This window comes from Serratia nematodiphila DZ0503SBS1, from assembly GCF_000738675.1.
GTDB classification, from domain to species: Bacteria; Pseudomonadota; Gammaproteobacteria; order Enterobacterales; family Enterobacteriaceae; genus Serratia; species Serratia nematodiphila.
On sequence record NZ_JPUX01000002.1, the window covers coordinates 567,398 to 589,328 of the forward strand.

The 21,931-nt window shown below is 56.9% G+C and carries 19 protein-coding genes; 13 read left to right on the plus strand and 6 right to left on the minus strand.

The genetic code is table 11. The annotated features are described in order from the left end of the window. Positions 1–62: 62 nt before the first annotated feature. Entirely contained in the window at positions 63–1,367 is a 1,305-nt protein-coding gene (gene tig / locus JL05_RS23275; RefSeq protein ID WP_031300019.1) for a trigger factor, read from the minus strand. 367 nt (positions 1,368–1,734) lie between these two features. After that, positions 1,735–2,049, minus strand: a complete 315-nt coding sequence (gene bolA / locus JL05_RS23280) for a transcriptional regulator BolA (RefSeq protein WP_004940361.1) — start codon at positions 2,047–2,049, stop codon at positions 1,735–1,737. A 313-nt stretch (positions 2,050–2,362) separates the two neighbouring features. Here bolA and JL05_RS23285 point away from each other — a divergent pair, with 313 nt between their 5' ends. The 8 genes from JL05_RS23285 to JL05_RS23320 all read left to right on the plus strand — a co-directional run bounded on the left by JL05_RS23285 (position 2,363) and on the right by JL05_RS23320 (position 11,270). Continuing rightward, positions 2,363–2,941 carry a lipoprotein gene (locus JL05_RS23285; RefSeq protein WP_033634001.1) on the plus strand — a complete coding sequence of 193 codons (579 nt, stop codon included), beginning with the start codon at positions 2,363–2,365 and terminating at the stop codon, positions 2,939–2,941. A gap of 51 nt (positions 2,942–2,992) precedes the next feature. After that, a complete protein-coding gene (ampG, locus tag JL05_RS23290; RefSeq protein WP_033634002.1) occupies positions 2,993–4,471 on the plus strand; it encodes a muropeptide MFS transporter AmpG in 1,479 nt (492 codons plus the stop codon). 440 nt (positions 4,472–4,911) lie between these two features. Beyond that, positions 4,912–5,862, plus strand: coding sequence for a cytochrome o ubiquinol oxidase subunit II (gene cyoA / locus JL05_RS23295; RefSeq protein ID WP_004940365.1), 951 nt, complete (start codon positions 4,912–4,914; stop codon positions 5,860–5,862). A gap of 3 nt (positions 5,863–5,865) precedes the next feature. Beyond that, positions 5,866–7,857, plus strand: coding sequence for a cytochrome o ubiquinol oxidase subunit I (gene cyoB / locus JL05_RS23300; RefSeq protein WP_004940366.1), 1,992 nt, complete (start codon positions 5,866–5,868; stop codon positions 7,855–7,857). Continuing rightward, positions 7,847–8,461 carry a cytochrome o ubiquinol oxidase subunit III gene (locus JL05_RS23305; protein ID WP_033634003.1) on the plus strand — a complete coding sequence of 205 codons (615 nt, stop codon included), beginning with the start codon at positions 7,847–7,849 and terminating at the stop codon, positions 8,459–8,461. Before cyoB ends, JL05_RS23305 begins: the two co-directional genes overlap by 11 nt. Beyond that, on the plus strand, positions 8,461–8,799 hold the full coding sequence (locus tag JL05_RS23310) for a cytochrome o ubiquinol oxidase subunit IV (RefSeq protein ID WP_004940369.1): 339 nt from the start codon (positions 8,461–8,463) through the stop codon (positions 8,797–8,799). Before JL05_RS23305 ends, JL05_RS23310 begins: the two co-directional genes overlap by 1 nt. Positions 8,800–8,816: 17 nt before the next feature. Continuing rightward, positions 8,817–9,707: a heme o synthase gene (gene cyoE / locus JL05_RS23315; RefSeq protein ID WP_015376842.1), complete on the plus strand. Its 891-nt coding sequence runs from the start codon at positions 8,817–8,819 to the stop codon at positions 9,705–9,707. A gap of 198 nt (positions 9,708–9,905) precedes the next feature. Next, complete coding sequence (locus tag JL05_RS23320; RefSeq protein WP_033634004.1) at positions 9,906–11,270, plus strand: MFS transporter; 1,365 nt, start codon at positions 9,906–9,908, stop codon at positions 11,268–11,270. A 34-nt stretch (positions 11,271–11,304) separates the two neighbouring features. Here JL05_RS23320 and JL05_RS23325 read toward each other — a convergent pair whose 3' ends face one another. Next, on the minus strand, positions 11,305–11,796 hold the full coding sequence (locus JL05_RS23325; RefSeq protein WP_004940373.1) for a YajQ family cyclic di-GMP-binding protein: 492 nt from the start codon (positions 11,794–11,796) through the stop codon (positions 11,305–11,307). 182 nt (positions 11,797–11,978) lie between these two features. Here JL05_RS23325 and panE point away from each other — a divergent pair, with 182 nt between their 5' ends. Continuing rightward, on the plus strand, positions 11,979–12,890 hold the full coding sequence (gene panE, locus JL05_RS23330; protein WP_033634005.1) for a 2-dehydropantoate 2-reductase: 912 nt from the start codon (positions 11,979–11,981) through the stop codon (positions 12,888–12,890). Then, the gene (gene yajL, locus JL05_RS23335) at positions 12,853–13,455 is read left to right on the plus strand and encodes a protein deglycase YajL (RefSeq protein WP_033634006.1); all 603 of its coding nucleotides are present in this window, start codon (positions 12,853–12,855) and stop codon (positions 13,453–13,455) included. The genes panE and yajL overlap by 38 nt, the downstream gene beginning before the upstream one ends. A 46-nt stretch (positions 13,456–13,501) precedes the next feature. On the opposite strand, the gene JL05_RS23340 is transcribed toward yajL, so the two are convergent. The 3 genes from JL05_RS23340 to thiI form a co-directional block, all read right to left on the minus strand. Beyond that, on the minus strand, positions 13,502–15,118 hold the full coding sequence (locus JL05_RS23340) for a ShlB/FhaC/HecB family hemolysin secretion/activation protein (protein ID WP_064581120.1): 1,617 nt from the start codon (positions 15,116–15,118) through the stop codon (positions 13,502–13,504). An 86-nt stretch (positions 15,119–15,204) separates the two neighbouring features. Continuing rightward, positions 15,205–16,767 carry a filamentous hemagglutinin N-terminal domain-containing protein gene (locus tag JL05_RS23345; protein ID WP_050501288.1) on the minus strand — a complete coding sequence of 521 codons (1,563 nt, stop codon included), beginning with the start codon at positions 16,765–16,767 and terminating at the stop codon, positions 15,205–15,207. Between the two features lie 359 nt (positions 16,768–17,126). Further along, entirely contained in the window at positions 17,127–18,575 is a 1,449-nt protein-coding gene (thiI, locus tag JL05_RS23350) for a tRNA uracil 4-sulfurtransferase ThiI (protein WP_004940377.1), read from the minus strand. Between the two features lie 160 nt (positions 18,576–18,735). Here thiI and xseB point away from each other — a divergent pair, with 160 nt between their 5' ends. From xseB to dxs, 3 genes are read left to right on the plus strand one after another with little or no spacing between them, the layout of a single operon-like run. Beyond that, complete coding sequence (gene xseB, locus JL05_RS23355) at positions 18,736–18,999, plus strand: exodeoxyribonuclease VII small subunit (RefSeq protein ID WP_015376838.1); 264 nt, start codon at positions 18,736–18,738, stop codon at positions 18,997–18,999. A gap of 5 nt (positions 19,000–19,004) precedes the next feature. Beyond that, the gene (gene ispA, locus JL05_RS23360; protein ID WP_033634008.1) at positions 19,005–19,925 is read left to right on the plus strand and encodes a (2E,6E)-farnesyl diphosphate synthase; all 921 of its coding nucleotides are present in this window, start codon (positions 19,005–19,007) and stop codon (positions 19,923–19,925) included. A 34-nt stretch (positions 19,926–19,959) separates the two neighbouring features. Then, entirely contained in the window at positions 19,960–21,825 is a 1,866-nt protein-coding gene (gene dxs, locus JL05_RS23365; RefSeq protein WP_004940380.1) for a 1-deoxy-D-xylulose-5-phosphate synthase, read from the plus strand. Positions 21,826–21,931 lie beyond the last annotated feature (106 nt).

The window sequence follows — 21,931 nt, forward strand, 5'->3', positions numbered from 1 at the left end:
ATCGTGCGCCGGTTCGCCAGGCGAAACAGGGGGCGCCGTTCATCGCGCCCGGCACGCCGGCATTACGCCTGTTGAGTCTGGTTCATCAGCTCGCTGAAGGTAGTGGCTTTTTCAGTCACTTTCGCTTTTGCCAGCAGGGCTTCAACCGCTTGCTCTTCCAGAGCCACGTTGCGCATGTTGTTCATCAGCTCTTTGTTTTTGCTGTAGAACTCGATGACTTCGCTCGGATCTTCGTAGGCGGAGGCCATTTCTTCGATCAGCGTCTTCACGCGGTCTTCGTCAGCTTTCAGATCGTTGGTGCTGATCACTTCGCCCAGCAGCAGGCCAACCACTACGCGGCGTTTGGCTTGCTCTTCGAACAGCTCGCGTGGCAGTTCCAGCGCTTGCTTCTCGTTGCCGCCGAAACGCTGTGCAGCCTGACGACGCAGCACGTCGATTTCGCCGTCGATCAGGGCAGCAGGCACGTCGATTTCGTTCGCGCTCACCAGGCCTTCGATCGCCTGAGACTTGATGCGGTTACGCACGGCGCCTTTCAGCTCGCGCTCCATGTTCTTGCGAACTTCAGTGCGCAGGCCGGCAACGGAACCGTCCGCCACGCCGAAACGCTTGATGAACTCTTCGGTCAGTTCCGGCAGCTCGCGCTCTTCAACTTTCTTCAGCACGATAGCGAATTTGGCCGCTTTGCCCTTCAGGTTTTCCGCGTGGTAGTCTTCCGGGAAGTTCACGTCGATGGAGAACTCTTCGCCCGCTTTGTGACCGACCAGACCTTCTTCGAAGCCTGGGATCATGCGGCCCTGGCCCATTGCCAGCACGAAGTCGGACGCTTTGCCGCCTTCGAACTCTTCACCGTCGATAGAACCAGTGAAGTCAACGGTCACGCGATCTTCAGCTTCCGCCGCGCGATCGGTTTCTTTCCAGGTGGCCTGCTGCTTGCGCAGGGTATCCAGCATCGCGTCGACGTCTTCGTCGTTCACTTCAACTACGGGTTTTTCGACTTCGATGTTTTCCAGGCCTTTCAGCTCAACTTCTGGATACACTTCGAATTCAACGGCGAAAGTGAAGTCTTCACCTTCTTTGTACTCGCCCGGCACGTAGTTTGGTGCGCCAGCCGGATTAATCTTTTCTTTGATGATCGCGTCAACGAAGCTGCGCTGCATCGCTTCGCCCAGCACGTCCTGACGAACAGAGGCGCCGTAACGCTGTTCCACGATGTTCATCGGCACTTTGCCTTTGCGGAAGCCGTCGATACGCACGCTTTTCGCTGCGTTGATCAGCTCTTTCTTCACCGCCTGCTTGATAGTATCAGCCGGTACAGTAATAGAGAGACGGCGCCCAAGGCCTTGAGTGGTTTCTACTGAAACTTGCATCTTGTTACCTCAAAAAAATCACAGTGCTCGGTCAACTCCGTTCCAAGAACCAGGACGGCTACAGATAAGAACCGAGTTCCCTGATGACAGAAGCGTCCCGAAACCATTCCGGAAAAATAAGACGCGACATTATAGCGGCGCATGCGTGGCGAGTCGAGGAAAGCTAGGCGGCGCAGGCGCGCTAAAACTCACACTTTTGCCGATTCGATCGCCCAAAGGCCGCCAAAACAGACCGAACGTTGGCCACATTGCGCGTCGGCCGTGTCGTCGTCAAAAACAGAAACGGCCCGCAGGCCGTTTCAAAATTCGTCAGTAGTAATACCCTAATTCAAGGGCAAAGTTCCACTGATACCTGAAAATTTCCCCCTCAGGCCAGCGTGCCGGCGCCGCGGCACGGCGGCGAGGCCGGCACGGTATCCTGCAGACCTTCCCACTCTTTGAGCGTATAGGTGTGCAGCGCCAGCGCGTGTACGCCGTCCGCCAGCTCCTCCGACAATACGCCGTAGATGGAGCGGTGGCGCGTCAAAAAACGTTCGCCGACGAAGCGATCGCTGACCAATACCACTTTGAAATGGCTTTCTGAACCCGCCGGAACGTTATGACGATAGCTTTCATCAACGACTTCCAGATACGCGGGCTCAAACGCCGCCCTTAACTTTGCTTCTATTTGCTCGCGAATCATAGGATCTCCTTACAACACCGGCAGAGGACCGTGCCCATCTAGTTCAATATTAGCCGGTTTTCCCCCGTTTAGACCATCGCCGGGACAAATTTCTCTTTTCTGCGGTCAAATGATGAGCGCCATCCCCGCCGCTTGGGGGATTATCCGATTGAGCGGGCCAAAAAAGCGTGTTTTTATCAACGGCAGGTAAAAATTTGTCACTCAGACGCCTTCCGCGCTTCCACCGCACGGCGGCGATGCTATGATGTCGGCAATTTGTTGTCGGCTATCCCGCTCTGATTATTGCTAATCCATCGAGAATGAGACAGAAAACATGTTAAAGAAACTTTGTCTTCCTTTGCTGGCCGCCCTGCTGCTGGCCGGCTGCGCGACCAGCAGCAACACCCTGAACGTCACGCCGAAAATCGTTCTGCCGCAGCAGGATCCTACCCTGCAGGGCATCACTGTCAGCATCAACGGCGCGGATCAGCGCACCGACCAGGCGCTGGCCAAGGTGAACCGCGACGGCCAGTTGGTCACGCTGACGCCATCGCGCGATCTGCGTTTCCTGCTGCAGGAAGTGCTGGAGAAACAGATGGGCGCACGCGGCTACATGATCGGTGCCGACGGCCCGGTGGCGCTGCAAATCGTCGTCAATAATCTGTACGCGGACGTATCCGAAGGTAACCTGCGCTACAACATCACCACCAAAGCCGACATTTCGATCATCGCCCAAGCGAAGAACGGCAACAAGCAGGTGAAGAATTACCGCTCGACCTATAACGTGCAGGGCGCCTTCACGGCGACCAACGAGAAGATCACCGACGCCGTCAACTCCGTGCTGGGCGACGTGATCGCCGACATGGCTCAGGACACCAGCGTCAACGATTTCATCAAGCAAAACGCGCGTTAATCGCCGCGCCTTGTGCCGCCCGGCGGATCGGGCGGCGCAGACAGGGAACTCATGTCGAAACACTATCTGAACATCTTCACCCAGCGTAACTCCGCCATTCTGCTGCTGCTGGGCTTCGCGTCGGGTCTGCCGCTGGCATTGACCTCCGGCACGCTGCAAGCCTGGATGACCGTCGAAAATATCGATCTGAAAACCATCGGCATCTTCTCGCTGGTGGGCCAGGCCTACGTCTTCAAATTCCTCTGGTCGCCGTTCATGGACCGCTATACCCCGCCGTTTCTCGGGCGGCGGCGCGGTTGGCTGCTGATCAGCCAGCTGTTGCTGGTGGCGGCGATTGTGGCGATGGGCTTTATGCAACCCGCGCAGCACCTATGGTGGCTGGCGGCGTTGGCGGTGCTGGTGGCGTTCTGCTCCGCCTCGCAAGATATCGTGTTCGACGCCTATAAAACCGATCTGCTGAGAGCCGAAGAACGCGGCACGGGCGCGGCGATCTCGGTGCTGGGTTATCGGCTGGCGATGCTGGTTTCCGGCGGCCTGGCGCTGTGGCTGGCGGATCGCTATTTCGGCTGGCAAGCCACCTACTGGCTAATGGCCGGGTTGATGCTGATCGGCGTGGCCGCCACGCTGCTGGCGCCGGAGCCGGATGAAAGCATCCCGGCGCCGCGCACCATGGAACAGGCGGTCGTCGCGCCGCTGCGCGATTTCTTCGGCCGCAACAACGCCTGGCTGATCCTGCTGCTGATCGTGATGTACAAAATGGGCGACGCCTTCGCCGGCAGCCTGAGTACCACCTTCCTGATCCGCGGCGTGGGGTTCGACGCCGGTGAAGTCGGGCTGGTGAACAAAACCCTCGGCCTGTTCGCGACCATCGTCGGCGCCCTGTTCGGCGGCGTGCTGATGCAGCGTCTCAGCCTGTTCCGCGCGCTGATGCTGTTCGGCGTCCTGCAGGCGGTCTCCAATCTCGGGTATTGGATCCTGGCGGTGACCGACAAGAGCCTGCTCACCATGGGCAGCGCCATCTTCCTCGAAAATCTGTGTGGCGGCATGGGCACCGCGGCCTTCGTGGCGCTGCTGATGACGCTGTGCAACCGGTCGTTCTCCGCCACCCAGTTCGCGCTGCTGTCGGCGCTGTCCGCCGTAGGGCGCGTCTATGTCGGCCCGATCGCCGGCTGGTTCGTTGAAGCCCACGGTTGGCCGTTATTCTACCTGTTCTCTATCGCCGCTGCCCTGCCCGGCTTACTGCTGCTCGGTATCTGTCGTCAGACGCTGGAGCACACCCAGCAGCATGGCAATTTTATGCCGCGCACCGAGTTTTCAGAATCTTACCGTTGGGCGCTGCGCTTGCTGACGCTAGGCTGTTCGCTGTTGGGCCTGTGGTTGCTGTTGCTTATCACCAATGCGCTGGATTGGACGCAGGCCCCGCAGTTGGCCGATCGGCTGCTGCAGGTCGGCGCCGCGCTGAGCCTGCTCGGCGTCGCCATGGGCAGTACGTTGGATTACCTCGCCCTGCGCCGCACCCGTTTGGCATAATCTGACCGGCCGGTGATTTCACCGGCCGAAAAAAAAGCGATCCGGGGGTATATTTATTTCGGTAAAAAAAGATAATCGGCGCGGAAATTATTTTTTTATCCGACTGCCGCACTCGGAAATAAAATTAAATTCACCTTTAAGACACAATTATTTTACATTAAATAAACCTTTTCTGCGTATTTCCCCGCCGCGCATTTCTTCGCCAAATTCATCATACCTTTAGTTTTCCTTAACATACGGGCTGCTCGTCACGATTCAGCGTGCCAACGCGTTGTTGTCATTGGTAAATTGTCACGCAGGGTTACATCTGTGACCCCCTTAACAGAAAGTGTCAACAAGCCGCTGACACTCCCTTAAGCATGTTTACAGTACTGCAACCTTCCCGTAAAATGCCCGCACACATGAAACGACAATTGAGCCTTTGTTATTGAGGTCGTTAGATGAGACTTAAGAAATACAATAAAAGTATTGGGATGCTGTCATTAATCGCAGGCACTGTATTGCTCAGTGGCTGCGATATGGTTTTGATGAATCCCAAAGGAGCAATTGGTGTTGAGCAACGGACACTGATTATCACTGCAATCGCATTGATGTTGATCGTAGTGGTGCCAGTTATCTTCATGGCGTTCGCCTTTGCCTGGAAGTATCGCGCTTCCAACAAAGACGCCAAGTACAGTCCGAACTGGGCCCACTCCAACAAGATCGAAGCGGTCGTCTGGACCATTCCTATCATTATCATCGCCATCCTTGGCACCATTACCTGGAAGACCACCCACGAACTCGATCCGTTCAAGCCGATTGTCACCGACAAGAAGCCGATGACGATCGAAGTGGTGTCGCTCGATTGGAAATGGCTGTTCATCTACCCGGAACAAGGCATTGCGACCGTTAATGAGCTGGCTTTCCCGAAAGATGTTCCAGTCGAATTCAAGATCACCTCTAACTCGGTAATGAACTCGTTCTTTATCCCGCAGTTGGGTGGACAGATTTATGCGATGGCCGGCATGCAGACCAAACTGCACCTGATCGGCAACGAAGCCGGTGCCTACAAAGGCATCTCCAGCAGCTACAGCGGCGCAGGCTTCTCCGGTATGAAATTCACCGCGATCGTTACCCCGACCGAAGGCGACTTCGATCAGTGGGTGGCCAAGGTGAAGGCATCGTCTAAAAACCTGAACACCACCGACGACTTTAACAAACTGGCAGAGCCGAGTGAAAACAACCCGGTTGAGTACTTTGCCGCTGTCAAACCGAATTTGTTCAAAGAAACAATTGCCAAATTCATGGGCGACATGGATATGCACAAGGGCGCTGGCGCGCACGAAGGCATGGACATGAGCCAAGGTATGGACATGGGTGAACATGCTGCTCACGCCGGAGCCGAGGAATAACTGATGTTGGGAAAATTAACACTTGATGCGGTTCCGTACCACGAACCGATCATCATGGTCACCGTAGCCGCAATTATTGTCGGGGGCCTGGCAGTGCTGGCGCTGCTGACGTATTTCGGTAAATGGAAGTGGCTGTGGAGCGAATGGCTGACTTCGGTCGACCATAAAAAAATTGGTATCATGTACATCATCGTGGCGATGGTCATGCTGCTGCGCGGCTTTGCCGACGCCATCATGATGCGTAGCCAGCAGGCGTTGGCGTCCGCCGGTGAAGCCGGGTTCCTGCCGCCGCACCACTACGACCAGATCTTCACCGCGCACGGCGTCATCATGATCTTCTTCATGGCGATGCCTTTCGTGGTTGGCCTGATGAACGTCGTGGTGCCGCTGCAAATCGGTGCGCGCGACGTCGCCTTCCCGTTCCTGAACTCCCTGAGCTTCTGGTTCTTCGTGGTGGGTGTGGTGCTGATCAACATCTCCCTGGGGGTCGGTGAGTTCGCTCAGACCGGTTGGCTGGCGTATCCGCCGCTGTCGGGTAAAGAGTACAGTCCTGGCGTCGGGGTCGATTACTGGATCTGGAGTCTGCAGATTTCCGGTCTGGGTACCCTGCTGACCGGCGTGAACTTCTTCGCCACCATTCTGAAGATGCGTGCCCCTGGCATGCCTATGATGAAGATGCCGGTGTTCACCTGGGCGGCGCTGTGCACCAACGTCCTGATCATCGTTTCTTTCCCAATTCTGACCGTCACCATCGCGCTGCTGACCCTGGATCGCTATCTGGGCACCCATTTCTTCACCAATGATATGGGCGGCAACATGATGATGTACATCAACCTGATTTGGGCCTGGGGTCACCCAGAGGTGTACATTCTGGTTCTGCCGGTGTTCGGCGTATTCTCCGAAGTCACCGCGACCTTCTCCAGAAAACGCCTGTTCGGCTATACCTCACTGGTATGGGCAACCATCGCGATCACCGTTCTGTCGTTCATCGTCTGGCTGCACCACTTCTTCACCATGGGGTCCGGCGCGAACGTTAACGCCTTCTTCGGTATCGCCACCATGATCATTTCCATCCCGACCGGGGTGAAAATCTTCAACTGGCTGTTCACCATGTATCAGGGCCGCATCAAGCTCAACTCCGCAATGCTGTGGACCGTTGGCTTCATCATCACCTTCTCCGTGGGTGGTATGACCGGCGTTCTGCTGGCGGTGCCGGGCGCGAACTTCGTGCTGCACAACAGCCTGTTCCTGATCGCGCACTTCCACAACGTCATCATCGGCGGCGTGGTGTTCGGTTGCTTCGCAGGCCTGACCTACTGGTTCCCGAAATCCTTCGGCTTCACGCTGAACGAAAAATGGGGCATCCGCGCGTTCTGGTTCTGGATCATCGGCTTCTTCACCGCCTTCATGCCGCTGTACGCATTGGGCTTTATGGGCATGACCCGTCGTATCAGCCAGAACATCAACCCTGAGTTCCACCCTCTGCTGCTGGTTGCAGCCGGCGGTGCGGCGTTGATCGCCTGCGGCATCCTGTGCCAGCTGACCCAGATCTTCGTCAGTATCCGTGACCGCGAACAAAACCGCGATCTGACCGGTGACCCATGGGGTGCTCGTACTCTGGAGTGGTCAACCTCGTCTCCACCGCCGTTCTATAACTTTGCCGTAGTGCCGCAGATTCATGACCGCGATGAATTCTGGGACATGAAAGAAAAAGGCGAAGCTTATAAGAAACCGGCTAAATACGAACCGATTCATATGCCTAAGAACACCGGCGCCGGCGTTATCATCGCCTTCTTCAGCCTGGTATTCGGTTTCGCAATGATTTGGGAAATCTGGTGGATGGCTCTGGCCGGCTTCATCGGTATGATCGTTGTCTGGATCGGCAAGAGCTTCGATCACGATGTTGACTACTATGTGCAGGTTGATGAAATCGAGCGCATTGAGAACCAACACTACGAACAAATCCGTAAAGCAGGCGTGAACCATGTCAACTGAAACTCTGACCAATCATAACGCAGCCCATGCAGAGCATGGGCACCACGACGCGGGAGAGACCAAAGTCTTCGGATTCTGGATCTACCTGATGAGCGACTGTATTTTGTTTGCGAGCTTGTTCGCGACTTATGCAGTCCTGGTGAACGGGACCGCTGGCGGTCCCTCAGGCAAAGACATCTTCGACCTGAAGTTTGTCCTGGTCGAAACTTTCCTGCTGTTGTTCAGCTCCATCACCTACGGCATGGCGATGATCGCCATGAACAAGGGTAAAGTTGGCGGTGTAAACACCTGGTTGTTCCTGACCTTCCTGTTTGGTCTGGGCTTCGTGGCGATGGAAATCTATGAATTCCATCACCTGATCGTCGAAGGCTTCGGGCCGGATCGCAGCGCGTTCCTGTCCAGCTTCTTCGCGCTGGTCGGCACCCACGGTCTGCACGTGACTTCCGGCCTGATTTGGATCATCGTGCTGATGATTCAGGTGAGCAAGTTCGGCCTGACCGCGACCAACAAAACCCGTCTGATGTGCCTGAGCCTGTTCTGGCACTTCCTGGACGTGGTCTGGATCTGCGTATTTACCGTTGTCTACCTGCTGGGGGTTATGTAATGAGCCATTCATCCCATGAAACCTCTCACGGCGGCGCAAGCCACGGCAGCGTGAAGTCATACCTGATCGGCTTTATCCTGTCGATCATCCTGACGGTAATTCCATTTGCGATGGTAATGAACGGCACTGCCTCTCATTCCACCATCCTGGCGGTTGTTGTCGGTATGGCGGTTATCCAGGTGATTGTTCACCTGGTTTACTTCCTGCACATGAACACCTCATCGGAAGAGCGCTGGAACCTGGTGGCATTGCTGTTCACCGCTATGATCATCGGTATCGTTGTTGTAGGTTCACTCTGGATTATGTACAACCTCAACATCAATATGATGGTCGATTAAGAGCTGAGCTGCACGTGATGATTAAGCAATACCTGCAAGTCACTAAACCAGGAATTATTTTCGGCAATTTAATTTCTGTCGTTGGGGGATTCCTGCTCGCTTCCAAAGGGAGCATCGACTATCCCCTGTTTCTCGCCACCCTGGTGGGTGTCTCGTTGGTGGTCGCGTCGGGCTGTGTGTTTAACAACTACATCGACCGCGATATCGACAAGAAAATGGAGAGAACGAAGAATCGGGTGCTGGTAAAAGGCCTGATCGCGCCGAGTGTCACCCTGGTTTATGCGACCGTGTTGGGTATTGCGGGCTTCGCGTTGCTGTATATCGCGGCCAACCCGCTGGCCATGTGGCTGGCGGTGATGGGCTTCGTGGTTTATGTCGGCGTTTACAGCCTGTACATGAAACGCCATTCGGTCTACGGCACGCTGATCGGCAGCTTGTCGGGCGCCGCGCCGCCGGTTATCGGCTACTGCGCGGTCACCAACGAGTTCGACGCCGGCGCGTTGATCCTGCTGGCTATCTTTAGCCTGTGGCAGATGCCGCATTCTTATGCGATCGCTATCTTCCGCTTTAAAGATTACCAGGCGGCCAACATTCCGGTGCTACCGGTGGTGAAAGGCATTTCCGTCGCCAAGAACCACATCACGGTCTACATCCTGGCATTTATGATCGCCACGCTGATGCTGACCCTGGTGGGCTACGCCGGCTACAAATACCTGATCGTCGCTGCGGCGGTGAGCGTATGGTGGCTGGGCATGGCGCTGCGCGGTTATAAAACCGAAAACGACAGCGTCTGGGCGCGTAAACTGTTCGTGTTCTCCATCGTCGCCATCACCTCGCTGAGCGTGATGATGTCGATCGACTTCAGCGCCACGGCGGCGCCTGAAGCGCTGGTGACCTACGTTTGGTAAGCCAAATCATCTGTCAATGGGCCGCGTATGCGGCCCATTTTATTTGTCACGCCGAAAAGCGGCCAAACTGTAATATCTGTTAAACAACATTCGATTTACCCCCCCTGCCCTGCACACTAAAATGACGCAGCTTTACAGAAATCATGCCATCAGGCGCTGTCGCAACGTCTGATGGCATGGTTTTTACCGAGGTTTGATGTGAACGATAATTCAATGACCCCGCAGGAGCGCCGCGCCACCTGGGGATTGGGCACCGTATTCTCCCTACGCATGCTCGGCATGTTTATGGTATTGCCGGTGTTGACCACCTACGGCATGGCGCTCAACGGCGCCAGCGAAGCGCTGATCGGTATCGCCATCGGCATCTACGGCCTGGCGCAGGCGGTGTTTCAGATCCCGTTCGGTCTGGTGTCCGATCGCATCGGCCGTAAGCCGCTGATCGTCGGCGGCCTGCTGATCTTTGCCCTCGGCAGCGTGATCGCCGCCGCGACCGACTCTATCTGGGGTGTGATCCTCGGCCGCGCGTTGCAAGGCTCCGGCGCGATCGCCGCCGCGGTAATGGCGCTGCTCTCCGATCTGACCCGCGAGCAGAACCGCACCAAAGCGATGGCGTTCATCGGTGTCAGCTTCGGCATCACCTTCGCCATCGCCATGGTGTTGGGCCCTATAATTACCCACGCCTTCGGCCTGCATGCGCTGTTCTGGATGATCGCCGTGCTGGCGCTGGCCGGGATCGCCATCACATTGGCGGTGGTACCTTCCGCCGATACTCACCTGTTGAACCGCGAGTCCAGCATCGTGCGCGGCAGTTTCCGCAAAGTGCTGAGCAACTCGCGCCTGTTGAAACTCAACTTCGGCATCATGTGTCTGCATATCCTGCTGATGTCGAGCTTCGTGGCGCTGCCGCTGGCGATGGAGAAAGCCGGGCTGGCGGCCAGCGAACACTGGATCGTCTACCTGGTGACCATGCTGGTGTCGTTCGCTGCCGTGGTGCCTTTCATCATCTATGCCGAAAAATATCGCCGCATGAAGCAGGTGTTTATGGGCTGCGTGGCGGTGCTGTTTTTCGCCGAAGTGCTGCTGTGGCTCTCCGGCGCGCACCTGTGGGGCATCATCGCCGGCGTGCAGCTGTTCTTCATGGCCTTCAACGTGATGGAAGCCATTCTGCCTTCGCTGATCAGCAAAGAATCACCGGCCGGCTATAAGGGCACCGCGATGGGGGTCTACTCCACCAGCCAGTTTATCGGCGTGGCGATCGGCGGCAGCCTCGGCGGCTGGCTGTACGGTTTGCAGGGGGCAGGCTTGGTGTTTATCGCCGGCGCGGTATTGGCCGCCGTTTGGTTCCTGGTCAGCAGCACCATGAAAGAGCCGCCGTATGTCAGCAGCCTGCGCATTACGCTGTCTGAACTGGCGGTGAAGGATTCGGCGCTGGAAAGCCGCCTGAGGGCGCAGCCCGGCGTGGCCGAGGCGATCGTGGTGCCGGAAGAGCGCAGCGCCTACGTCAAGGTGGACACCAAGCAGACCAATCGCGGTCAGTTGGAAGCGCTGGTCAATTCGCTGTAAAGAAACGGGGCCGGCAATGCCGGCCCCGTCGAGATTAATCGCGGAAGTTCTTGAACTGGAACGGCTGCCCCAGATCGCCGCCGCGCACCAACGCCATCACGCTCTGCAAATCGTCGCGTGACTTGCCGGTCACCCGCACTTCTTCGCCCTGGATCTGCGCCTGCACCTTCAGCTTGCTGTCTTTGATCAGCTTGACGATTTTCTTCGCTACAGAGGTTTCAATCCCCTGCTTCAGCTTGGCTTCCACGCTGTAGGTTTTACCGCTGTGGGTAAACTCTTCCGGGATCTCCAGCGCGGCGCCGTCGATGCTGCGCTTGCTCAGCTTTTCGCGCAGAATGTCGAGCAACTGCTGCACCTGGAAATCAGACTCGGTGGCAACCTTGATGCTTTGGTTTTTCTCGTTTAGCTCAAAGCTGGCCGGCACGTTGCGAAAATCCCAGCGGGTGCCGAGATCGCGGGTGGCGTTCTCAACGGCGTTACGCACTTCCTGCATATCAATTTCGGAAACGATGTCGAAAGATGGCATACTTCTTCCTCCTGAATGAGTGCCTAATAGCTTAGGCGATTTTGATGCCGAGCATGATAACCGCTTTGCCGCCTCAGACAAAATCTGCTGAACGCACGCAGGGATAGCGCTTCAGGCTGCCATAAAGCCTATAGTTAGATCACGGTAATTGAGCGGTATTCCCGTGTTTCCAAGGAGACTGAATGAAAATAACCATTCTTGGTTGCGGCGCGCTCGGACAACTGTGGCTCTCCCGGCTGTATCAGCAGGGCCACGATGTACAGGGATGGCTAAGAGTGCCGCAGCCTTTTTGCGCCGTGAACGTGATAGAGCCGGAAGGCGTCTCGTTTAATCGCAATTTGCCCACCAACGATCCGGAGCACCTCGCGCAGAGCGAACTGCTGCTGGTGACGCTGAAAGCCTGGCAGGTATCCAGCGCGGTCGGCGCGCTGTTGCCGAAGCTGAACCCCCGCTGCGCCATCTTGCTGCTGCACAACGGTATGGGCACTCAGGAGGAGCTGCCGCCGAACGGCCAGCCCATCTTGCAGGGCACCACCACCCACGCCGCGCGCCACGAAGGCAGCACCATTATCCACGTCGCCACCGGCATCACCCACATCGGCCCCACCTCACCGGCCGCACAGCACTTCAGCCACCTGGCGGAAGTGCTGCATCAGGCGCTGCCCGACGTCGCCTGGCACAACAACATCGCCTCGGCCAACTGGCGCAAGCTGGCGGTCAACTGCGTGATCAACCCGCTGACGGCGCTGTACGGCTGCCGCAACGGCGATCTGCAGCGCTACCCGGAGCAGATCGAAACGCTGTGTCGTGAAGTCGCCAGCGTGATGGCGATGGAGGGCTACCACACCTCCTGCGAAGGCCTGATGCAATATGTGATGGACGTGATCCACAGCACCGCCGACAACGTTTCGTCGATGCTGCAGGATATCCGCAGCCAGCGGCATACCGAGATCGACTACATCACCGGCTACCTGCTGCGCCGTGCGCGCAGTCACGGCCTCACGCTGCCGGAGAATGCGCGGCTGTTTGAATTGATTAAACGAAAGGAAAATGAATATGAGCGTATCGGCGCTGGTTTGCCTGGCACCTGGTAGCGAAGAAACCGAAGCCGTCACCACCATCGATCTGCTGGTGCGGGCGGGCGTTAAAGTCACTACCGCCAGCGTCGCCGGTGACGGCGAGCTGACTATCGTTTGTTCGCGCGGCGTCAAGCTGCTGGCCGACGCGCCGCTGGTGGCGATCGTCGATGAGCCTTTCGACGCCATCGTGCTGCCCGGCGGCCTGAAAGGCGCAGAATGCTTCCGCGACAGCCCGTTGCTGGTGGAAAAAGTGCGGCAGATGCACCTGCAGGGGAATATCGTCGCCGCCATCTGTGCGGCGCCGGCGTTGGTGCTGCAGCACCACGATCTGTTCCCGGTCGGCAACATGACCGGTTTCCCGGGCCTGAAAGACCAGATACCGGCGGATAAATGGATGGAACGCCGCGTGGTGTATGACGCGCGCGTCAACCTGCTCACCAGCCAGGGGCCGGGCACCGCGATGGAGTTTGCGCTGAAGCTGATCGATCTGCTGCTCGGCAAGGCCAAAGCGGCGGAGATCGCCGCGCAGCTGGTGCTGATCCCTGGGATGTACGATTTCCGCGACAGTGAACAACGCTGACGCACCGGAGATAAAACAGGGCCGCAATCCGGCCCTTATAGCCTTTTTAAAAGCTGAGTTGACTGGAAAACCCCAACACCAGACGATCGGCCGGCAAATAGCCGGGTTTAATCACGGGCGCGCCCGCGAAAATGTCAGCGTCAATACGCCCCTCATTCAACCGTAAACCGATAACGCTCCCCATCAACCTCCCGCCCTCCCCCTGCTGTCTGGCTAATTGTCCATAATCAACGCCGACATACGGTTGAAGTGGCTTCGATTGCCACAACAGCGTGTTACGCCAATACCCACCGTTGCTGCCAAGCAGTTTATCGTCGCCACGAAAACCCCGCACAGTTGAACGATCGCCAATAAATAGTTTATCCTGGATTGGCTGCTGTGCTTTACCCAACTGCCCCGACACCTCTGCAAAGTAAGTCAGGCGATGGTCAGATAAGTTGAAAGGGTTCAACACGCTGGCTCCCAGTTTCAACATCGGTTCAAGAGTCTCACTTTCTTCCCTGATGTTGGCGATAGCATCGGCGGAAAACGCCAACCGTGCGCGGGAGCCATAGCGCCAATGATTCGCACCTAACTTAAGGCTGGTCAAGCGCGTACGCTGCAACGCGATTTCGGTATCATTCAGATAATATCGATAGTCACGCTGCAGCCACTGAGCATTCAACGAGGTTTTATCGCTCATCCCTCGCGCCAGAGTGTAGCTCGCTTGCAATCCCCAATATTTTGAACGGCCATGATAGCGATAACTCACCGCACTGCCGGCAATCGTCTGATGGTAACGGCTCTCCCCGCCCAATGCGCTGAAGTTCCAAAATCCGAAAGGTAGGCTATAAAACCAGGCGCGGCTCTCATTGCCTCGATCGTGTGGGGCTAAGACACTGCCCGCCAGCGACAGGTATAAGACATCGTTCAATGAACTCGGGTTGTCGAGATATAACGCGCCGCCTGTCTGATAACGCCCGGTAGAACTGGCTCCCGCATCGTCCGCCCATGCGGTAACGCGCCAATATTTATCTTGCCGGCGAAACACCTCAATATCACTTTCGCCCGGCAAACTGCCGGGAACGATGCGAACCTCGCTGTCGACATCCGGGATCAGGCCAATATTTTCCACGCCCTGCTCCACACGTCGCAGATTGAACACTTCGCCCGACACGATTGGGAAAGTAAAACCGGGATGAAAATATTCACTGCTGCCGGCCTTCAGGCGTAATTGCCCAACGCGGCCATATTGGACGTTGACGGTGATCATGCCCGGTGCTTGCCCATCGAGCAGCAGATGAACTCGTGAGGTCACGTAACCCAGGAGGATCGCCTTATTTTGCAACTGCTTTTGCAGACGCATCAACCCGTGCTTCCCCATGCAACGCCCTTGTACGGATTGCGCCAATGTATTGAAACCAGCCGGCATCGCCGGTGTCGCGACCAACTCAACACCGGCGATCAAGACACAGGGGGACTCGTTGGCAATCCCATCGCTCATCGTCTCCCGCTCAAGTGCTGCCACCAGGGTCGTTGGCGCCGTCGGCAGCAATTGTCGCTGTGTTTCACTAATAATATTTTCCTGACCGATAACCTGTTTTATGGAGGGTAATGCGGGCTTCGCCTGGCTACCGAAGCAATACAGCATCACCAAAAGCGTCAGGGGAAAATTCCTTTTCATACATACACGCTAGCCCCGCCCAAAGGCGGGGTCCTTGTCGTTTCCTGAGAATATTGTCTGGATACCGGTAAACCATTAGGAATGCATCAGCGCACGGCGTTTTTGATGACTTTACCGTTATGCGTCACTGTTCCGGCCTCAGAAGTCATTTTTCCGTGATTGCCAAAAATCAGTCCGTGGGAGCGAATATCGCCGAATGCCGCAACTTCGCCACGCTGGTTGAAACGCAAACTATTGAGGTTAACCGAAGAGGAGAGAGAAGCGAGACGGCCATAGTTATCAATGGAAGACCCTTGAATGCCGAGCTCATTCTGAGCCTCGATAACGCCATTAAAGATATTCAATACGTTTGAGCTATCGATCTGCAGCGCCCCTCCAGCTCGGATCTTTCCAGTATTATTGAGGCTGGTCGTCCTTACCGTCATCATGCCGTTTTCAGTTTTGACATCGCCAATGTTGCTCAGTTGAATGGCGCTGATATGCATCCCCTTCGCCGCAGCGATCTGACCAGCATTATTGATGCTGGAGGTGGCCAGCACCATCGAGCCCTCCTCTGTTCGCAACAAACCGACGTTGTTCAACTGGGTGGCGCTAAGATGTAGATCGCCAGCCGCCTGAAGCTTGCCACTATTGCTGAAGCTGTTCACCGCCAGCGCTATATTCCCGCTGCGACTGCGTATGTCACCGCTATTACTGAACACCACGGAGGTAAACGCCGCCTTATCGGCTTCCATACGTCCTCGGTTGTTCAAGGTGCCTCCGTTTACGCTCAATTGTTCCTGAGCAACCATCGCTCCACCGTTGTTCAGCACATCCGCCATGACAGACACATCGCCACGCGCCTGTATTTTGCCCTGATTGGCGATACTGACCGGAACCAACGTGCCGGTGCCGTTGACCCCCACACCATTTTCAGTAGCGACCAGCGTTATCTTGCCGGCATACATACCGCCAAGCTCGGCGACATCGAGCAAGACGGCCGGCTTATCGAGAGAAAAACTCACATTTTTTGTTTTGGATAAATCTGAAGAAATCGTTTTTTTCCCGGCTGAAACCAACAAGTCATTAGCGTGAATAGCGGCATTGATCTGCTCAGTCCTGGCCAGGATTGCAGTATAATCGACATCGCCTTTACGCATGCCCTGACCATCAATTAGGATATTTCCCTGTTCAACGCGGTAGCCGTCAAAAACACCGTTTTTAAATTGCAGTTCGCCGGTGGTTAGCACTCCCTGACCAGCATTGATAAATCCGCATCCGTTGCAGGTAATACCGGATTTATTCGCGATGACGACATCGGCACGTTGCCCTGCAACCTCCACCATACCGTTAAGTATGCTTTTATTGGCGGAATTGATCTCGTTCAAAATAACCGTCGCGCTGCGCCCGCCCAGATTGCCGTTGCCCGCCACATCCCCTGCCAATGTGGTATGCGCGCCGGATACGCTGTTATTGAGAATTGCACCTTGAGAGCCCACGTCAAATTGCGAGTAACGATTATGCGATACGCCATCAGAATTCGGCGCATTGATGTTTACTACCGGAACCTGACCATTCTGATTGACTGCCCCCGTTTGTGGGACGATTTCGGCCTTAGCGCTTTGCGCCGCCAAAGCGACAATCGATAATAGAATAAATGATCTTTTCATTAAATAATTCCTTATTAATACAATCCGTTTTATTAACACTGATAAACTCATAAACCCAGAAAATAAAAAACACTTCAAACCCCTAACTTACAAATAAGATAGGCCTGGAGCGCAAAACATTAATTGCACGACAATAACCGCAAGGCAACACTTAAAACAACCAGATGAAATACTTTCGACCAATTCATTAATAAGAGCAGAAAAAAAAGATTGGATAATAATTTTTTAATATATTAAATAATTATAGAAATAAAATGCAGAGACGCATATAGAGATATGCCGCGAAACGACGTTAAAAGCCGTTCGCGGCAAGTTTCATGCAAGCAATATCAGGGCATCGAAGACGCGATGCCTGTGCGTTACGGGCGATAAACCTTCACGTTGCTGAAGCCCTGCTCCAGCAGGTACAGCGCCTGCAGGCGGCTCATTACGCCGCGCTCGCAGTACAGCAGATAGGTTTTGCTCTGATCCAAATCGCCGAACTGGGTGCTCAGCTTGTAGAACGGCAACGCTTTCACTTCAACCTGTTCCAGCTGCAGCGGCTTCTCTTCCTGCTCGTCGTTGGAGCGGATATCCAGGATCACCTCGTCGGCGCCGAAGGCCGCAACGGTTTCCACTTCAGTCACCTGCTCCTGCGCCTGCTCGGCGATGGAGCGAATATCGACGTTCTTCGCTTCGCTCACCACCCGATCGAGAATGCTGAAATCGAAGTGGCTCTCTTCCTCTTCGATCTTGGCCTTGACGGCTTTCACCGTCGGGCTCTTCGAAATCACGCCGCAATATTCCGGCATGGTTTTGGCGAAGTCTTCGGTGCCGATTTCGCGCGCCAGCTTGATGATGTGCTCTTTATCGTGCGAAATCAGCGGACGCAGGATCAGCGTATCGGACGCATTGTCGATCAAGCGCAGGTTGGTCAGCGTCTGGCTGGACACCTGCCCCAGCGCCTCACCGGTTACCAGCGCCTGCACGCCGTAGCGTTCGGCCACTTGCGAAGCGGCACGCACCATCATGCGCTTGAGCACCACGCCCATCTGGCCGTCGTCGACCTTCTCCAGGATCTCGCCCACCACCGGCTCGAAGTCGATGGCGACGAAGCGCACCTTGTGCGAGCTGGCGAAACGGTTCCACAGGTAGTGCGCCACCTGCTTCACGCCAATCTCATGCGCGGCGCCGCCCAGGTTGAAGAAGCAGAAGTGCACGCGGCAGCCGCGGCGCATCAGCATATAGCTGGACACGCCCGAGTCGAAACCGCCGGAAATCAGCGACATCACGTCTTCCTGGGTGCCGACCGGGTAACCGCCGATGCCTTCGAGGCGGCGTTTGACCAGCATCAGCTTGTCGTCTTCAATCTCGAGGTTTACCGTGACCTGCGGGCGGGTCAGGTTAACGCGCGCGCTCTCGATATGCTGGTTCAGGCCGCCGCCGACGTAACGCTCCACGTCCTGCGAATTGAACGCCTGCTTGCCGCGACGCTTGACGCGCACGCAGAAGGTTTTGCCTTCCAGCTGGGCGCGGTAGGCTTCCAGCGTCTGCTCGAAGATGTGGTGGATGTCGGTATAAGCGCGATCTTCCACTTCCAGAATATGGTGGATGCCGGGAATGCGCGTCAGCGCGTCGGCGATGATCGGCCGCTGGTTTTCATCTTTGGCGCGAACTTCGATATGATCCCAGTGACGGACGACCGCCAGCGTTTCATCATACTGCTTCAGGACGTTGCGAATATTGGTCGAGAGAATCTTGATAAAGCGCAAGCGCACAGATTGGCTCTTGATGGTGATTTCCGGGAACAATTTAATGATAAACTTCATGGCGGTCTTTGTTGTCAGATAAGAATTACGGCGCGGAGTATATCACCATATCGCCGCGCTCTGCGCACAAAACCACACATGAGCGCCATGATTTGCTAATCAAGATCCGCTAGGATAGGCTCTGGCGCCACGGTTCACATGATGACGTAAAAAGAAAATTATGCCGAAAAAACCAGCACAATCAGCCAGTACAGAGCAAACAGCCAGCTTTGAAAGCGCCCTCGGCGAGCTGGAAAGCATCGTGACGCGTCTGGAGTCGGGCGAACTGCCGCTGGAAGACGCGCTGAACGAATTCGAACGCGGCGTGCAGCTGGCGCGCCAAGGCCAGCAGAAACTGCAACAGGCGGAACAGCGTGTGCAGATACTTCTTAACGACAGCGCCGACGATGCGGCGCTGGCGCCTTTCACACCGGATGCCGAGTAACCGACATGTCTGAGATCGCCCCATCGGCCGCTTTTGCCGATCAACTGCAGATTTTCCGCCAGCGGGCCGATCGCGCGCTGCTGGACTTCATCGCCCCGCTGCCGTTCAACGACGGCAACATGGTGGCGGCGATGCGTCACGGCGCCTTGCTGGGCGGCAAGCGCCTGCGTCCGTTCCTGGTGTACACCACCGGCCAGATGTTCGGCGTGTCGCTGAGCAACCTGGACGCGCCGGCGGCGGCGGTGGAATGCATCCACGCCTACTCGCTGATCCATGACGATCTGCCGGCGATGGACGACGACGATCTGCGCCGTGGCCAGCCGACCTGTCATATTAAGTTCGGCGAAGCCAACGCGATCCTGGCCGGCGATGCGCTGCAAACGCTGGCGTTTTCGATCCTGGCCGATGCCGAGATGCCCGACGTGGCGCTGCGCGATCGGCTGGCGATGGTCTCCGAACTGGCGACCGCCAGCGGCGTCGCCGGCATGTGCGGCGGCCAATCGCTGGATCTGGAAGCTGAAGGCAAGCGCGTTGATCTGCAGGCGCTGGAACAGATCCACCGCCACAAAACCGGCGCGCTGATCCGCGCGGCGGTGCGCCTGGGCGCGCTGAGCGCCGGCGAAGCCGGGCGAGCGGCGCTGCCGCAGCTGGATCGTTACGCCGCCGCGGTTGGCCTGGCGTTCCAGGTGCAGGATGACATTTTGGACGTTGTCGGCGAGACTGAAAAGATCGGCAAGCGCCAGGGCGCGGACCAACAACACGGAAAGAGTACCTACCCGGCGTTGCTCGGGCTTGACAGCGCGAAAGCAAAAGCGTGGGATCTCTATCAGGAAGCATTAGCTGCATTAGACACTTTGGCAGCGCAATCTTATAACACAGCGCCATTGCGAGCGTTAGCCAGCTTCATTATTGAACGCGACAATTAACGTGTGACGTTAACTCCTCTGATATGAGTATCGAATGAGTCTTGATATAGCCAAATACCCAACCCTGGCGCTAGCGGAAAACCCCGAGGAACTCCGCTCACTGCCCAAAGAGAGCTTGCCGAAGCTGTGCGATGAGCTGCGGCAATACCTGCTGAACAGCGTCAGTCGTTCCAGCGGCCACTTTGCCTCCGGGCTGGGTACCGTCGAACTGACGGTGGCGTTGCATTTCGTCTACAACACGCCGTTCGATCATCTGGTGTGGGACGTCGGCCACCAGGCCTACCCGCACAAAATTCTGACCGGCCGCCGCGACCGGATCGCCACTATCCGGCAAAAGAACGGCTTGCACCCCTTCCCGTGGCGCGCCGAAAGCGAATACGACGTGCTGTCAGTCGGCCATTCGTCGACCTCGATCAGCGCCGGCCTCGGCATGGCGGTGGCGGCAGAGCGTGAAGGCAAGGGCCGCCGCACGGTGTGCGTGATCGGCGACGGCGCCATCACCGCCGGCATGGCGTTCGAAGCGATGAACCACGCCGGCGATATCAATCCGGACATGCTGGTGGTGCTGAACGACAACGAGATGTCGATCTCGGAAAACGTCGGCGCGCTGAACAACCATCTGGCGCAGCTACTGTCCGGCAAGCTTTACTCCACCCTGCGCGAAGGCGGCAAGAAAGTGCTGGCCGGCGTGCCGCCGATCAAGGAGCTGGTGAAACGCACCGAAGAGCACCTGAAAGGCATGGTGGTGCCAGGCACGCTGTTCGAAGAGCTGGGCTTCAACTACATCGGCCCGGTAGACGGCCACGACGTGCAGGGGCTGGTCGCCACGTTGAAAAACATGCGCGATCTGAAAGGCCCGCAGCTGTTGCACATCATGACCAAGAAAGGCCGCGGTTACGCGCCGGCGGAGAAGGACCCAATTAGCTTCCACGCGGTGCCGAAGTTCGATCCCGCCAGCGGCACGCTGCCGAAAAGCGCCGGCGGTCTGCCGACCTATTCGAAAATCTTCGGCGACTGGCTGTGTGAAACCGCCGCCAAAGACAGCTCACTGATGGCGATCACGCCGGCGATGCGCGAAGGCTCCGGCATGGTGCAGTTCTCTCGCGACTATCCGCAGCAATATTTCGATGTGGCGATCGCCGAACAGCACGCGGTCACCTTCGCCGCCGGGCTGGCGATCGGCGGCTACAAGCCGGTGGTGGCGATCTATTCCACCTTCCTGCAACGCGCCTACGATCAGTTGATCCATGACGTGGCGATCCAAAACCTGCCGGTGATGTTCGCCATCGATCGCGGCGGCATCGTCGGCGCCGACGGCCAGACCCACCAGGGGGCGTTCGATCTGTCGTTCATGCGCTGCATCCCGACCATGGTGATCATGACGCCGAGCGACGAAAACGAATGCCGCCAGATGCTGTATACCGGCTATCACTATAACGACGGCCCGAGCGCCGTGCGCTATCCGCGCGGCACCGGCACCGGCGCGGCGCTGGAGCCGCTCAACATGCTGCCGATCGGCAAAGGCGTGGTGCGCCGCCAGGGGGAAAAGATCGCCATTCTCAACTTCGGCACCCTGCTGCCGGAGGCCGCGCAAGCGGCGGAAGCGCTCAACGCCACGCTGGTCGACATGCGCTTCGTCAAGCCGCTGGACGAGCAGCTGGTGCTCGAACTGGCCGCCAGCCATGAAACGCTGGTCACGCTGGAAGAGAACGCCATCATGGGCGGCGCCGGCAGCGGCGTCAACGAACTGCTGATGGCCAAACGCCGTCCGGTGCCGGTGCTGAACCTCGGCCTGCCGGACAGCTTCGTCTCACAGGGCACCCAGGAAGAACTGCGCGCCGATCTGGGGCTGGACGCCGCCGGCATTCAACGCCAAATCGAAACCTGGCTGGCGCAGTAATCGCCGCCCGCGCCTGATAAAACGCCTCCGCCTTCGGGGGCGTTTTCGTTTCCGCCCTCCGGGATCCGCGCTACAGTTACTGTCTGAGCTGTGAATGGGAGGCAAG